This is a genomic window from Blautia sp. RTP21359st1_E11_RTP21359_211015, from assembly GCF_040910705.1.
In the GTDB taxonomy this organism is placed as follows: Bacteria; Bacillota; Clostridia; order Lachnospirales; family Lachnospiraceae; genus Blautia_A; species Blautia_A fusiformis.
Window position 1 is genome coordinate 1 of the sequence record NZ_JBDGAB010000081.1, and the last position, 14,574, is coordinate 14,574.

Sequence of the window (14,574 nt, forward strand, 5' to 3'; positions counted from 1 at the left end):
CGGCTTCTTTGCGAGGCCGAAAAGCGCCTCGCAGGACTAACACTATCCCTCTATCCCCTGTTACGGGGATTACCTTTTTATCTACGCAGCATGTTCAGCCTGCGTTTTATCTCTCTTATCTGTCATCCATACAAACTTACTTTTGCCAAAAAGTTTACAGTATTCCATACGGCTCTGTTTTCTATATTTACGGCGGACCTTACTTCCAAATCCTGCTTTATGGTAACGATATCCATCAGGTCTTTCATCCATAGCTTTGGCGTTGTTATACAAATCTTTATATCCAATCGCAAATGTTGTCTCATACAAATATGTAAAATCTTTCACATTGTCAAAGGCATGTGTGTATTCTTTGCGTAAGATATTTGACGCTCCATTGATATCAGCATTCATAACGGTCCCGTTCCTGGACTTGTACAGTCCACGGTGGATTCTTTTACCAGAAAATTGATATTTAGTATCGTCTCCCTGTTTATATGTCGGGATATTGTCCATATCCAGCAGGCTTGCTCTGGAAGTATAACTTTCTTCTCTGATAACTACGGCGATGCCACATTTAGCAGCAACCGTCTTTAAAACTGTGATGAACTTTAAATATGGAATCGCTACAAAATGCTGATTATTTTTATCTCCGAGAGTGACTTCCTGCTTCTGACCTTCATTATGTCCCATTACAATCACTTCTACACCGGCAGCCTGTGCATATCTACAGATATACCATGCACATTTATAAAAGTAATCACACATAAAAGAATCACGTTTTTTACTTAAAGTATTTAGCTGTTCACTGTATTTTACAGAATGCTGACTGTCGCTTCCTTTTGTAAGAACCGACAGTAGTGCTGACCTCCGTTTATTAAATCTCTGGTTCACAGATTTGATAGCTCCGCCCTTGATGACAAAAGGAACAGCTCCGAAATTATTTGCAACACCCAGAAAGTTGCTTACTCCAGGGTCAAGACCAAGAATCCGCTCAGGGTTTGCTGGCGGCTCTACTGCCTTTACCTTATCGTCAAATGTTACCAGCAGACAATACCGTCCGTAGACTGGCTTAATCTCGGTTTTTACATATTGCAGTCCTTTATATATGGATGCCTTGCCAATGCAGAAGCGTTCTTTCTGATTAACAAACTGAAGATATGACTTCCCGTCTTCTTCCTTCAGTTTCGCTACCTGTTTTGAAAACCATGCGGTAGATTCTTCTGTGTTCTTGTATCCTGGAATCTTTGGCTTTCCTGTGTAGCCTGCCGGATTTATCCTATACTGCTTTAAGGATTCAAAATATCCCTCCCATGCAGCAATCACTTTCCTGATAGCATTTTGGTTCACTTGGCTGTTCATTCTTTTATACACCGGATTGTCTGTAAATTTAAAAATAGCATCCAGCGTATTGTACGACAAAAACCACTTTTTGGTTGTGGGATATTGAAATGGTTCCTGGCTGGCGAGAGAATAAGCAATGACAGCACAGTTCATGCCACCAACCTGAGCAAGTTTCAAATCCTCAAACTTCTTTTTCATTCGCTTCTGTCCAATGGCTTCATTGGCCTTTTGGATGCCTGTAAAAACATAGTGCAGGACTTCAGTCTCCAGGCGTGTACGTTCCTCCGGAGACTTTTTAATACCAGTCATCGTATTCCGGATATAGAAATTGGCAACATTATACATGCACTTGAAATCTGCGGTGTTTGTCTTAAAATACTGACAGAACGCAGCGTCTTCTTTATTTTTCTTAGGGTTGATTATCATTTTCCATGTGCGCATAATATATACCTCCTTTCTTCCAAGAACGAATTGACTTAAATTTATATTGATAGTCCTTGACTATGCTTATATTATACCATATACTATAAATATAGTCAAGTTGACTTAAATTTGATTTGTGAGGTGATTTTTAATATGGAGTATAAGAAAAAAGCACATTCTGTATATCTGATGACATACCATCTTGTTTTTGTTACAAAATACAGGAAACCAGTGATATCTGATGAGATTGGGGATTTTATGAAGATGCTATGCTCAGAGATATGTAAAGAGCATGGCGGTGAATTGATATCTGCAGAATCGGATACAGACCATCTGCATTTGCTGATATCCATGCCTCCGCAAGAACGGCCGTCAGATATCATACGCGTATTGAAAACGCAGACATCTAAGAAGATACATTTAAATGCAGAATATGACAAATATGTAAGTCAATATTTGTTTGGTGACGTATCTTTATGGAGCCCGTCTTATTTTATCGCAACCACAGGCGGAGTTACATTAGACAAAATCAAAGAATATGTGGAATCTCAGTGTACAGAATACCATAAGCGTAAGTATGAGAAGACTGGCAGGTATAAGAAGAAAAAATAAGACCGGCGCTTACATCCGACGGACAACCTGACACGTAAATCTAAGTAATACGCATCAGGATTGGCCGCGGTTTTACGCGCCATTATGATAATTTGGTGATGTGTCTATATTTTTCTGCATATTTTATTCTCCTTTTTAAGTTTTTCTTTCCGTAATATGCAGAATTTCTGGCATCCTGCACTGAAAAAATTTTCTTTCGCAAAAAATTCCCATTCTGGTAAAAATCCTGCATATTGTAAGCACAACAAAAACAGGAGGAAAGCAGAAAAAAATCTGCATAAAAAAATAATGAAAAATAGAATTTTAGCAATCGTTTGCTCGGCCGTGATGACCGCTGCCGCATTACCGACAATGGCCTTGCAGCCGGTTTTCGCCGATGCGTCAAAAGTCGTTTCCATCGGAAATGACCTGACGGCAGAGCAGAAAAAGACAATGATGAAATATTTCGGGATTTCCGGCGATAAGAGTGTGCAGGAAATCACTGTCACAAACAAAGATGAGGTTTCACACCTTTCCGGGTACATCCCGCTTGAACAGATTGGAACAAGGACGGTAAGCTGTGCTTACATTAAACCAACCGAATCCGGTGGAATCAAGGTAAGGACCGCAAATCTGCAGTATGTCACTGCAAACATGATTGCTTCTACACTGGCAGACCTTGGAATCAAGAACTGCGAAGTTGTTTCCGCATGTCCATTCCAGGTATCCGGGACCGGAGCACTCACGGGCGTTATGATGGCTTATGAAAAGGCAACCGGAACGGTCATCAATAAAGATAAAAAAGATATCGCCACGCAGGAAGTCGTTATCACGAAAGATATTGCAAAAGACATTGGCACCGCACAGGCCGAGAACATCGTAAACCAGGCGAAAACCGAAGTTGTGCAAAACAATGTTACAAACAAAACCGACATCCAGAATACCGTAACGAACATCATCAACAATAACAACGTCAATATCACAGAACAGCAGATTGACAATATCGTGGACCTGGTTGAAGATGTTGCTAACCAGGATTACGATGATTCTTATGTAAAGAACCTGGAGGAGATTGGCGACAATATCAAACAGGAGCTGGAAGCAATAAAGAACGACAAAAAAGAAGATACGGATAAATCAGACAAGCAGGAAGAAAAGAAAGAAACGAAAGACAGCGACAGCATTACGGACCAGGTGGACGACAGTGTACTTGGAGATAATGTCATCTCTTCCTCAACAGATGACCCTGGAATGATTGTCAACACAACAGAGGACGATATGAGCGACATTGATAACGCTGCAGTGATTGAAGATGACATGGACGAAGACTCAAGCGGCACTGGCACGGACGACAGTTCATCCGATGATTCACTTTCTTCCACAGATGTCAGCGACGAACAGGGTGACGACGAGATGACCCCGGTGACAGAAGATACATACGAAGAGCAGACAGAAGGCTCTGAAGATATCAGTAAAGAAGACCCTACACAGGAAGATGCCGATAATGCGGATACAACTGACGAGACAATCAATACCGAGAAAGACAAAAAAGATAAATCCGTGTCTATTTTTGGGTATGATTTATCTGAAATCACAAAAAACGCTGGGGAAGAAGCCTCAAAAGGATTTTCAAAGATTGAAAAATATTTAAAGGAGCATTTTGCCTTTAATGAAGAAAGCAATGACGACAAGGACGCAAATGTTGAAAATCCAAATACGGACGAAAAGATTTCAAACGTAGCAAAAACGCTTTTAGATGCATATTATGATGCGCTGGCTACTGAGAAGGATAGCGCAGCCAGTGGGAATGAAAATGCAAGCGAAAGCACAGGTGAAGATGCGGAAACTGAAAAAACAAAACAGGCGTCCGAGGCCTTTCTGAATAAGGTAAAAGAACTCCTGAATGACGGTAAGATTTCTGAAGACGATGCAAAAAAACTGGAAAAAGAATTTGCAAAGACAGATACTGAAGATGGTGATATCGAAGACGAAATGACAGAAAGCGATGCCGGAGATGGCAGCAACAAAGGCGACGACACAGAGGCTGTAGCTGCGGAGTAATGCGTTAGCCGAAAAATAAAAAAAACAAAAGCAGGAAGACAAGAAAAAAAGGAGAAGACCAAAGGTCTTCTCCTTAAATTTGTCTAAAATTCAGGAAGCCATTTTCCGTCGTTAGAAAACTGGCATTTCTCGAAGCGGAATTCCTGTTTTGCGTCCGGGTATTTCTCTTTATCGACTGGGCTGAGAAACATAGCCATTGGGCGGGCGTAGGTCTGAAAATCGCCATACATCGCTTGATAAACGACCATATATTCGTTTGTCTCTGTATGCTTGGCTTCGGCGATGATTCGGTAAAGATATTCGTTTGCCTGCATATCGTCAGTACGCTTAAAATGCTGGACAATGTCACCTGACTTGATTTCCTCTGCAATATTTTTTTTGTTTACTTTTCTGATTCTGAACATGTTTTTTCTCCTCTCTTAATAAATAAAAAATCAATCGCAATACACATACGCACAACTGTTTGGCTGAATTTCCAGATATGGGACTTTTGCATATAAATCTCTCATCGGTAACGGTTTTCCATTAATTTCGATGTTGTCAATAACTATATGCTTTTTCTTAATTTTTCGAATAGTCCCGATGCATTTGTCTCCAGTATCCGCCAGGACGAAAGAGATATCTGTTCCAACTGAGAAACGCTTTCCATTATCTGCACAAAACGTTTTTTCAACTTTATTCTTGATTTCTTTAACTTCCATTTTACAGTTCCTTTCTTTTTTTAAAGATTTTTTTTACATACTTAATATGCTGAATTTTGCATCGTAGAAAATCACGCATATTATTCTTGACGCAAAAAAAATATCTACAAAGAAAGGGAGAAAAGAAATGAAAATGACAAAGGAGAAATACCAGGAATTAACAAAGGCGGGAAATATTCTCTGCAATTGGTGCGAAAACGACGAATGCGAGAAATGCCAGGTGCAGATACTGCTGGATGAGGCGTATGCTGAAGCATTAGAGGAAGGAGTTGTTGAAGAATGAAAGAATACGAAGTTGTTTTTAACGTCTACGGTCATACGCAGTTGTGGTATCACAGCGCTGGAAGTGTATCTTACAGCAAAAAAATAGAATGCGAAGATGGTGATGGCAACATTACTTATATGCTGAAAGATGGCCATATCTCATTCATCGTGGAAGCAGATTCGCCTGAAGCCGCATACAAAAAGGCTATCATCCTATGGATGAAAACCGACACGGGACTTCTTACCATTGATGATTGGAATCTTCGCTGCGTATGCGATGATGAAAACCGATGGACTAAGAATGACCTGGACGAGAATGGAAATGTTGCACTTGCAGTTGCATGCGAATACGTTAGAGATTCGTCAAAGCCAAAATATAAAGGCAATTACCGGATTGAGGTTGCTTTTTCCCGTGGCGGAAAAGATGATGCAGTATATGATGGATTTTCTACAAAACAGGAAGCATTCAAAGAGGCATGTACTCTGGCCTGTAAAGAAGCATATACACAGAACGAAGAAGCCGCACAAGAAAGGACCTGTATGGTCTATTTCGATGCAGCAAATGGAATTATCCGGCTTCATTACACTTATGACGGAACTTTTTGCCAATACGAAGTCATTCCAGTCAACGAGGAAGAAAAAGAAATCTAAAATATACAATCCGAAATACTTCCAATTTTCTTAACGGCAGCAGTGATGCTGCCGTTTTTTGTAACACAAAATTAAATAATACTTAAAAATTTTTGCCAAAAAATTCCGCATATTGTATAAAAACAAAAAGGAACGGCAAAAGAAATGACACAAAATACAACATACAGAATCAGGCATTCCGCAAGTCCATATCGTCAGGGAGCGGGAAGACCGCAGTCAGGTCATCAGCCGTATATTTACGGAAATGCGGCAAGAAAATTGGAAATGCTTCCGGACAGTAAAAACACTTACAAAAGAAAAACGGCAAAGCCGGATGTGGCGCAGAGGCCAAAGAAACAGACAAGCAAAGCGGTTTTGAAGAACAGGGCAGCAGCAAAAAGCATGAGCCCGGGATTCGTTATATTCCTTTCTCTAATGTCAGTAGTGCTTATTTTCTGCTGCATCAGTTATCTCCAGGCGAAGTCTGGTTTGACATATAGAATAAAAGAAGTCGCGAATGCAGAGTCACAGTTGACAGAAATGAGACAGGATAACACGGCTTATGAAGCGCAGCTGAATTCAAGTGTAGATATTAATAAAGTAAAAGAAATCGCGATTAAAAATCTTGGAATGAAGTATCCATCCAACGAACAGAAGATGACATATAAACTGGACCACGAACAAGGGTATGTCAAACAATACATCTTCGATATTGAGGAATAGCCATTTTTCTTTTTTCTGCTTGTTTTGCATATTGTAGGCGTCCAAAGGAAGAAAGATAGGAGGAAAACAATATGCAAAAAGACAAAATGCCAGAGTACGTGTGCGAGTTTCTTAAAAACGAAGACGAATATACGTTCAAACATTCCTCACGGGTAGCCGATGTCGCACGCGCCATAGGAAAGACTATGCAACTTTGTAGCGCAGACATGGAATTGCTGGATGAAGCATCAAGACTTCATGATGTCGGAAAAATCCGTGTGGATGAAAGCATCCTAAACAAACCTGGAAGACTTACGGAAGAAGAGTTCTCTGAAATCAAGAAACATGCCGGATATGGGTATGCTATAGTAAATCCAAAAAATTCTGTAGTTGCAAATGTCGTTCTGTCGCATCACGAAAGATATGACGGCAATGGATATCCGAATGGGATTTCCGGAACCGACATCCCGCTATCTGCAAGGATTATTGCGGTCGCGGATTCGTTGGACGCTATGGCTTCAGACCGCTGCTACCGGAAAGCACTGCCATGGGCTGTATGCACTAAAGAAATAGATAAGAACGCAGGAAAGATGTATGACCCGGATGTCGTGCACGCATTCAATTGTTGTGCAGAAGAAATCAAATCCATACTCACATGCTGAAAGAACTGCAGGAACCAGGCAAGGCCTGGTTTTTTTGTTTTTTGGGAAATCCTGCATACTGGCACAGATAAGAAAAATAAGGAGGCCAAGCTTATGAGTAACGAAAAAAAGAGAAACGCAAATAAAATAATAAAAAATACAGAACGGAAACTTGAGGGTGCTGAGAAGTATATGGATGGCGATATCACAGCGAAAGGCTTGTCTGTAGCTGCTGGTATGGCAAAAACAGCAGAAAAAACAGGTCATGCATTCTTTGACATACATAAAGCATTAAAAGCATCCAAAAAAGAAGACGAAAATATGTCCAGAAGTGAAAATAAAGCGCAAAAGCAATTTGTAAAGACAGATGACGCCATGCGTGATGTTGACACAGCACAGCAGCAAAAGGGAGGAGAACGCCAAGAGCGGCCAAGGTTTATCAGAAAAAGACAGACTGAGAATCAGGAAAAAGAGCCTGAAAGGAATAAGACGGATGAATCACGACTGGAGCGTGAACGGGCTGCAAGGCAGAGAGAGGCGGAACAGCAGCGCCAAAGAATGAAAGAGGAGGCACAACGGAATGGAAGGCTGCATGATGGGAAAGAACAGGCGATGGTACATGATATGACAGAGCAGGTCCTCGGGCAGACGTACAAAGTGCCTGGAACAAATATCAGTTATGACGATGCGTCAATCATGGCAAAAAATAATATCCGTGATTCTGCTGAATTAACAGGAATATCTCTGGAAGACGATGGTTTCGCAAATTCTGTTGAAGAAGTCCAGGAAATGATGAAAGGATACGTATTCAACGGAGTTCCGGATATTGATGAGGTTTATGACATGACAAAAGACAAAGGACCTGATGTTATTGCTCAGGCGTATGTAAATGTCCTGAAAGAGACGGATGTAAAAAGCAATATTCATACACTGACAAAGATTGATGAAAAGTTCTGTTTTGAGCATCAGGCTTTTGAGAAGCAGTTTGATTATATCCGTGAGCACGATTCTGCTGCGGACCGGGTGCTTGACAAAGTTGAAATGGAAATGGGCAGAGACAGAGCCGATGAATAAAAACCTATCGGATTCGATAGGTTTAGGGTTTTACGGGCAGCCGCTTCGCGGCTGCTTTTTATTTTTTTCCTCAAAACTCATATTGAAAGTGCAAAGAAAGATTCCTTCTCAAAGAAGGACACACAAAGAAAGGGGAACAAAAAATGAAAAAAAGCGCAAAAAGAGGATTGGTAATGTTATTGACACTGGTGATGACACTGATAGTATCAGCACTTCCGGCGGCTGCCTGCAGGAACAACTTCGTGTTCAGCAAGTACGGAGTATGCAGCGGAGCAACAAGGGAAGACATGGTCATTGGCTATTGGCAGGCAAAAACCAAATCTGGTATTTCTAACCTGGAAGTCAAAGCAAACAAAACATTCACGATGACGACTGGACGAAATAAGAAATCCGGAAAATGGGCACTCGATAATCTACTAACACTTTCAAGCGGAAAGGAAAAGGTAAGATTCTATTACGGAGATAAAACACTTGAATCCGTAAGGACATCTGAGACTATCGTTTATCACTATGTCAGCAAAGTATCACTTCCCAAAAATATTAAAAAGAATGTCAGAATTAATAATTTTTCTGGCAAGTGGGAAGCAAGAGAAGTCAATACTGATGACCAGTTAAGATTTACTCGGCTTGTCATTTCCGTAAGAAACGGAAAGGCTGACATCTACATGAGACGTGGTTTTACCGGAAAGACGGTACGCGTAGCAAAAAAAGTCAAACTTAATCTCTCCAAAAAAACCGGTGCTGCTTCTTTCACAACGAAAATTTGCGGAAGAAAGGTGTCCGGAAAATTGTATGTGCTGTCAAATGGCAACAGATACATCTATGCGAATTACCAGGTTGGAACGGCCGGCATCCGCATGATAAAAACGCGCTGAGTTGTTCAGAAGGAGACCAGATGGTCTCCTTTTTGCGTGCAAAAAAAAAGAGAGATTCAAAATCTCTCTTAAAGACTTTGGCAGGACTAGAAACGCTGCAGCGCTCCACAACCAATGATGCGGCCTGCCTCGTCGCGACGAAGGTCTGCCGGGACAAGAACGTCAGTTCTGTCCGGCACAGCCTGTGCCACAAGTGTAGAAGTCAGATAGATAACTCCCTCCTGTGGCTCTGGCAGGTCTGTTACAACGGTGTCAAACACCGTTTTCGTTACTGGAATGCATCCAAGTATTCCGACCTGTTCTGAATGACATCCAACACGAGCGATAATTCCAGAGGCTGGGATTGTAAAGATAGTCTCATCCGGAAGGATGAGATTTACGTCGTGCGGAGTCAGATTCGCAAATTTTACGTGTCCGCCGTTTTCAAAAATCATTCCTGTCATTTTAATGTTTTCCATAATAAATTTTCCTTTCTTATTAAAAATTAAAAAATAAATTAAATAATCAATACTTAATATGCAAAAAAATCCCACAATAAGAAACGCCATCGATGGACGGGGAAACCGCGACCAGGCTTGCCGTCATCGTCGGGCGGGAACTTCCCGCCCGTGTCTGGTGAAGGTGAGTGTAAATTCACCGAATTATACGAAAAAAAATATTTAAAAAAAACGTCTCTTTGGGATTTTATTTGGCATATTATATATGCAGGCAACAGGGCAGCAAAGAAGCCTTGTCAACCTGTGAAAAATGCAGGTCTGCTCCGGCCGGGCGGAAACTACATTTTTTAAGTGCATCGGGCACAATTCTGGCGCCGAGTACCGGATGCGCAGGCTAATCTGCATGGTAGTGCAAAAAATGGCCAAAATGTCGACAAAAAAGGCAAAAAAAAGCGGCCAGTGTCCGCTAAATACATGAATTAAGTTTTTTTTGGGAACTGCGAATGTAAGGAACGAGGTATTCGCATGCCCCGCAAGTGGAAGGGTGTTAGAGCGCGGCGATAAGTTTTTGTACCCTTGTAGTTTTTCAGCATAGGTTGGTCGAGAGGTGAGAATCCGTGACGCTAAGGACGCGCTATACCTGGCGATGACGTAAGCCAGAAGGAGGCAGAAGTTAAGCGAAGCGATGTATTCCGTGTAGCTGAACAAGGGACAGGTTGTTCTTGCCCGATGAAAGATAGCAGGCATAGCCTGCTTCTGAATGGGGAAACCTGAGCAAAATGCTATCTGGTTCAATCATAGATTTGGAGCAGAGGGGTAAGAACAACAAAAAAAATATAGCAAAAAAAACAGTTTTGGCGGACCTGGCGGACCGCCGGCAAATTCTATTTTTCAACTGCCAGTTTGGGAAAGCAGACGGTTAAGTCTTCGGCGGGGACTCCCACGAAGGACCCCCGGGAAAAACTGACTGCGGCAGGTGGTTGTCAGTTACACAGAGAGAGATGAAATCTCGTGTATACGACAAAAACAGCCACAAAAAAGAGCAAAAAAAAGCAGCGTGGGGCTTCGTGTAATCTGCAGTAGCACGTGGCAGCGCTGGAATGTATAATGGAAAGAAAAACGGCATGCCGGCTTAATCCGGAGTAACATGCCGTTTTTTTGCTGCTTATTTTCAGGCATATTGTAAAAAACTAAAAAGAAAGGAACAAAAGATATGCCAAAAACAGAATACGAAAAAGGTTACGAAGATGGGTTTTCTGACGGCTTTAGGCTTTGCCAGAAGATATATTCCAATGTGATAGACCTTCTCTGCAAGGCGTTTCAGAAAAAAGAACAAAAAGAAAGAAAACTGATTTCCGAACAGCCACAAAGAAGAAGCGAAAGAAGAGGTTTCCGGGACATTCCAATTGACGGAAACCTGCAGGTTGGAGATGTTATCTACACCAAGGCAAATACCGTGCTGGATATCGGTATTGTCAAAAGTGTCAGCCCCCTGGAAGTATATTCTAGATGTACACGATACGATTACGGCTATCCGAGCCTCTACGGGGCGCCAGAACTCTGCCGTTGGTACAATTCAGGTGCTAACGTATCTTTTACACGATGGAAAGAAATTTCTTATGACGCCGGAACGGACGATGTCTGCCGGGCGATTGGAATACCATATTTGCGATGCTGATTTTGCTGGCGGCTTTGGCTGCCGGCATTTTTTATGCGTTTCTTTGCTGCTTATTTTCCGGCATATTGTAAGAAACTAAAAAAGAAAGAGGAAATATAATATGGAAAAAACAGAATATGAAAAAGGATACGAAGCCGGATATCACGACGGGGCGAAAGATTGTCAGAAATTGTACGGCAAAATTTTGGACTATGTTTGCAGTATGTTTCAGGAACAGGAAAAGAAAAAAGAATACAAAGAACGAATGGATAGATGTAAAGAAAGACGAAAAACGATTGAAAAGATTATGAGTGGCAGGCCAGATAGACCAATGATTCTCAACAAGCCAATTGACGGAAGCCTTAAGGTTGGAGATATCGTCTTCACAAAATCTCATGTCGTTCTGGATGTCGGTTTTGTGAAAAGCACATTTCCACTGAGGATATACTCACGAAGTACTAAATATGATTTTGGCGGAGTTCCTGGCGAGGTCGAGCTCACATTCGGACGCGTAAACTATTACAAATTGTATTATTCCGGGGTTAATATGTCTTTAGACAAGTGGAAAGAAATATCATTAGACGCCAGTGCTGAAGAGGTGTGTAAAAAAATTGGGATTTCGTATCGAAGGGAGTAAGAAAAAGAGCCTATCGGCTCTTTTTCTTTGCGCGCAAAAACAAAACATTTCGCAAATGTTACATTTTATTTAAAATTCGGCATATTATATTTGCTGCCTGAAAGACAGCAAATATAACAAAGAAAAAGAGGTAATACAGACAATGAGAAAAAAAATTGTAACTTTAACTTTAGCGATGATGCTGAGCGCTGCCATGCCTGCTGCAAGTGTTTATGCTGACAGGGAAGATGACCTGCGGGCTGAGCAGGAGGCTACAAACCAGCAGTTAAACGAAACTTATTCACAGATTGATAATTTGTATTCACAGAAACAGCAGCTGGAGAACGAAATCAACTTTCTGGATGCAAACCTCGTTAACGTGATGGTGTCCATCCAGACGCTGGAAGGAGATATCGCTAACAAGGAAACCGATATCTCAAAAACAGAAGACAACATAAAAAAGGCAAAAAAAGCAAAAGAAAAACAGTACGAAGCGATGAAGAAACGTATTCAGTATCTATACGAAAAGGGTGGCGACACAGCCTGGTTTCAGATGATGATGAATTCAGAGAGCCTGACTGACCTTCTTAACAATGCTGAGTACACACAAAAAATGTATACATACGACCGAAAATGTTTGGACAAATATGCAAATACCATTACAGAAGTACAGAAACTGGAAGACCGTTATCAGCAGGAAAAAGCTGAACTTGAAGGGATGAAGCAGGAGCAGGAGACCGAGCAGGCAAACCTGCAGGCTGCGATTGATTCCAAGCGTGCAAGTTCTGCAGACTGTGACAATGAAATTGCCTATGCTCAACAGATGGCGAATGATTACGCAGCACTGATTCAACAGCAGCAGGCCGAGATTGAGCAGATTGTCGCAGAGAAAGAGGCTGCGGCGAGGGCAGAGGCTGAGAGGATTGCGGCAGAGCAGGCCGCGGCTGAAGCAGCGGCTGAAGAAGCAGCGAAAGAACAAGAAGACGGCTCAGATGAATATGAAGAAGATGAAAACAATGGGGAGAATGATGAAGAGCCGGAGGATGATGACAACGAGTATGATGAGGAATCAGATAGAGAGGACGAAGAGTCAGATGACGCTGGGGAAGAGGAGGATACTTCAGGCGAAAGCGATGACATGAGTGGAGAAGGAAATCAAGAAGAGGATTATGGCGAAGATGAGGCGGAAAGTAATGAAACAGATGAAGCCGAATCAGACAGCGAAACAAGTGATGAGCCAAGCAATGAAGCGGCAGATTCAAGCGATAGCAGCACAGAAAGCAGCAGTGAAAGTGCTTCAGGCTCCGGCTCTTCCGTTGTAGATTATGCGACTCAATTTGTCGGAAATCCTTATGTCTGGGGCGGTACATCCCTGACAAATGGCGCTGACTGCTCAGGATTCGTACAAAGTGTCTATTCAAACTTTGGCGTGAGCCTTCCAAGAACATCTTATGAACAGCAGAACGCAGGGCGTGAGGTTTCTTATGCGGATGCACAGCCAGGAGATTTGATTTGCTACGGCGGCCATGTGGCTATCTATATGGGAAATGGACAGATTGTTCATGCGTCAAATTCAAGAGACGGAATTAAAATAAGCGACAATGCGGCTTATAGAACAATTTTGAGTGTTAGGAGATTAGTATAAAACCAACAAGACCCGGTGTAAAAACACCGGGTCTTGCATCGATGGTAATGCCTCCATTACCAACTGCCCTTAAGGGCTGTCTTGCGCATGAATATAGTATAGCAGAAAATCAGGAATATTTCAAGTGTTATGTGTTGTCTTTGGCGGTGTAAGTTTGGCACCGCAAAGATAACAGAAACACGCAAGCACTGGATTTGTCTGGTGCTTTTTCTTATGTCTCAAAATCTCGCATATTGCAAATAGGAAATAAAGACTAGCAATAACGAGAGGAGAAAAAAATGGAATGGATTCACAGATACAAACTCTGTAAGATGATTGACGCTGCATTATTGGATGGAAATGGGAACCATAGGGTCTGCATTAATGTTCCAGATACGAAATACGGTATGTTCATGCTGTACGAGATTGTCTCCGACTTTTTCGCCGATTACTGCCGCCGTGGAGCACATGACGGTTTATATTTGCAGGTCGATTTTGGAAAAGAGAAATTTTTCATTCCACAGATGGACTTAGAACCAACCGAAAATACATTGACCACGATTGAGGCACTGCAGAAAAAGATATTTCAAAGAAGACGCCGAGAAGGACTGAGAAAATATATGGAGAAAATATATCTCCAAGCAGAATATGATAACGGCTGTATAACCGCAATAAACATATACAAAAATATGCCACAAAAGAGGCGGGAATCTGAAGCAGGGCAGGAGATAAGAGAGTATCTGACTGCAATGAGCGAATCCATTCTGTTGTGGGACTTAGAAGCGCAGCTGCCAAAACAATTAGGCGATTTCCTACAGTTGGATTGCACTCCTCCTGAAATCCTTAGGAAAGTTTTTTCAGCGAAATATGATGACATATCTATCAAATTAGGCAGAGTACCACGTCCATAGGATATGATATTACTTAGATTTATCATACCGCATGGGCGTGGGTG

16 protein-coding genes are annotated in these 14,574 nt (G+C 41.8%); 12 read left to right on the plus strand and 4 right to left on the minus strand.

What is annotated here, in order from left to right; all coding sequences use genetic code 11:
• Window positions 1–81: 81 nt before the first annotated feature.
• Window positions 82–1,764: an RNA-guided endonuclease InsQ/TnpB family protein gene (locus AB5026_RS17695; protein WP_368214057.1), complete on the minus strand. Its 1,683-nt coding sequence runs from the start codon at window positions 1,762–1,764 to the stop codon at window positions 82–84.
• Window positions 1,765–1,899: 135 nt separating this feature from the next.
• On the opposite strand from AB5026_RS17695, the gene tnpA reads away from it, so the two are divergent.
• Together tnpA and AB5026_RS17705 are read left to right on the plus strand one after the other, a co-directional pair.
• Complete coding sequence (gene tnpA / locus AB5026_RS17700) at window positions 1,900–2,358, plus strand: IS200/IS605 family transposase (RefSeq protein WP_368214059.1); 459 nt, start codon at window positions 1,900–1,902, stop codon at window positions 2,356–2,358.
• Window positions 2,359–2,646: 288 nt separating this feature from the next.
• On the plus strand, window positions 2,647–4,398 hold the full coding sequence (locus tag AB5026_RS17705; protein WP_368214060.1) for a DUF1002 domain-containing protein: 1,752 nt from the start codon (window positions 2,647–2,649) through the stop codon (window positions 4,396–4,398).
• A gap of 83 nt (window positions 4,399–4,481) precedes the next feature.
• Here AB5026_RS17705 and AB5026_RS17710 read toward each other — a convergent pair whose 3' ends face one another.
• Together AB5026_RS17710 and AB5026_RS17715 are read right to left on the minus strand one after the other, a co-directional pair.
• Window positions 4,482–4,802 (minus strand): DUF1653 domain-containing protein, encoded by a 321-nt coding sequence (locus tag AB5026_RS17710; protein WP_368214061.1) that lies wholly within the window; start codon window positions 4,800–4,802, stop codon window positions 4,482–4,484.
• A gap of 30 nt (window positions 4,803–4,832) precedes the next feature.
• Entirely contained in the window at window positions 4,833–5,099 is a 267-nt protein-coding gene (locus AB5026_RS17715) for a hypothetical protein (protein ID WP_368214062.1), read from the minus strand.
• Window positions 5,100–5,226: 127 nt separating this feature from the next.
• Here AB5026_RS17715 and AB5026_RS17720 point away from each other — a divergent pair, with 127 nt between their 5' ends.
• The 6 genes from AB5026_RS17720 to AB5026_RS17745 all read left to right on the plus strand — a co-directional run bounded on the left by AB5026_RS17720 (window position 5,227) and on the right by AB5026_RS17745 (window position 9,285).
• The gene (locus tag AB5026_RS17720; protein ID WP_173733997.1) at window positions 5,227–5,382 is read left to right on the plus strand and encodes a hypothetical protein; all 156 of its coding nucleotides are present in this window, start codon (window positions 5,227–5,229) and stop codon (window positions 5,380–5,382) included.
• The gene (locus AB5026_RS17725) at window positions 5,379–6,014 is read left to right on the plus strand and encodes a hypothetical protein (protein ID WP_368214063.1); all 636 of its coding nucleotides are present in this window, start codon (window positions 5,379–5,381) and stop codon (window positions 6,012–6,014) included. Before AB5026_RS17720 ends, AB5026_RS17725 begins: the two co-directional genes overlap by 4 nt.
• A gap of 144 nt (window positions 6,015–6,158) precedes the next feature.
• A complete protein-coding gene (locus tag AB5026_RS17730; protein ID WP_368214064.1) occupies window positions 6,159–6,716 on the plus strand; it encodes a hypothetical protein in 558 nt (185 codons plus the stop codon).
• Between the two features lie 71 nt (window positions 6,717–6,787).
• On the plus strand, window positions 6,788–7,357 hold the full coding sequence (locus AB5026_RS17735; RefSeq protein WP_368214065.1) for an HD-GYP domain-containing protein: 570 nt from the start codon (window positions 6,788–6,790) through the stop codon (window positions 7,355–7,357).
• Window positions 7,358–7,450: 93 nt separating this feature from the next.
• Window positions 7,451–8,410: a hypothetical protein gene (locus tag AB5026_RS17740; protein WP_368214066.1), complete on the plus strand. Its 960-nt coding sequence runs from the start codon at window positions 7,451–7,453 to the stop codon at window positions 8,408–8,410.
• A 143-nt stretch (window positions 8,411–8,553) separates the two neighbouring features.
• Window positions 8,554–9,285 carry a hypothetical protein gene (locus tag AB5026_RS17745; RefSeq protein WP_173734002.1) on the plus strand — a complete coding sequence of 244 codons (732 nt, stop codon included), beginning with the start codon at window positions 8,554–8,556 and terminating at the stop codon, window positions 9,283–9,285.
• A gap of 86 nt (window positions 9,286–9,371) precedes the next feature.
• Here the strand turns inward: AB5026_RS17745 and AB5026_RS17750 are convergent, their stop codons facing one another.
• Complete coding sequence (locus AB5026_RS17750) at window positions 9,372–9,743, minus strand: hypothetical protein (RefSeq protein WP_368214067.1); 372 nt, start codon at window positions 9,741–9,743, stop codon at window positions 9,372–9,374.
• Window positions 9,744–10,935: 1,192 nt separating this feature from the next.
• Here AB5026_RS17750 and AB5026_RS17755 point away from each other — a divergent pair.
• From AB5026_RS17755 to AB5026_RS17770, 4 genes are all read left to right on the plus strand, one after another.
• The gene (locus AB5026_RS17755; RefSeq protein ID WP_173734003.1) at window positions 10,936–11,400 is read left to right on the plus strand and encodes a hypothetical protein; all 465 of its coding nucleotides are present in this window, start codon (window positions 10,936–10,938) and stop codon (window positions 11,398–11,400) included.
• A 100-nt stretch (window positions 11,401–11,500) separates the two neighbouring features.
• The gene (locus AB5026_RS17760; protein ID WP_368214068.1) at window positions 11,501–12,016 is read left to right on the plus strand and encodes a hypothetical protein; all 516 of its coding nucleotides are present in this window, start codon (window positions 11,501–11,503) and stop codon (window positions 12,014–12,016) included.
• Window positions 12,017–12,158: 142 nt separating this feature from the next.
• Window positions 12,159–13,640, plus strand: a complete 1,482-nt coding sequence (locus AB5026_RS17765; RefSeq protein ID WP_368214069.1) for an NlpC/P60 family protein — start codon at window positions 12,159–12,161, stop codon at window positions 13,638–13,640.
• 278 nt (window positions 13,641–13,918) lie between these two features.
• A complete protein-coding gene (locus tag AB5026_RS17770; protein ID WP_368214070.1) occupies window positions 13,919–14,530 on the plus strand; it encodes a hypothetical protein in 612 nt (203 codons plus the stop codon).
• Window positions 14,531–14,574 lie beyond the last annotated feature (44 nt).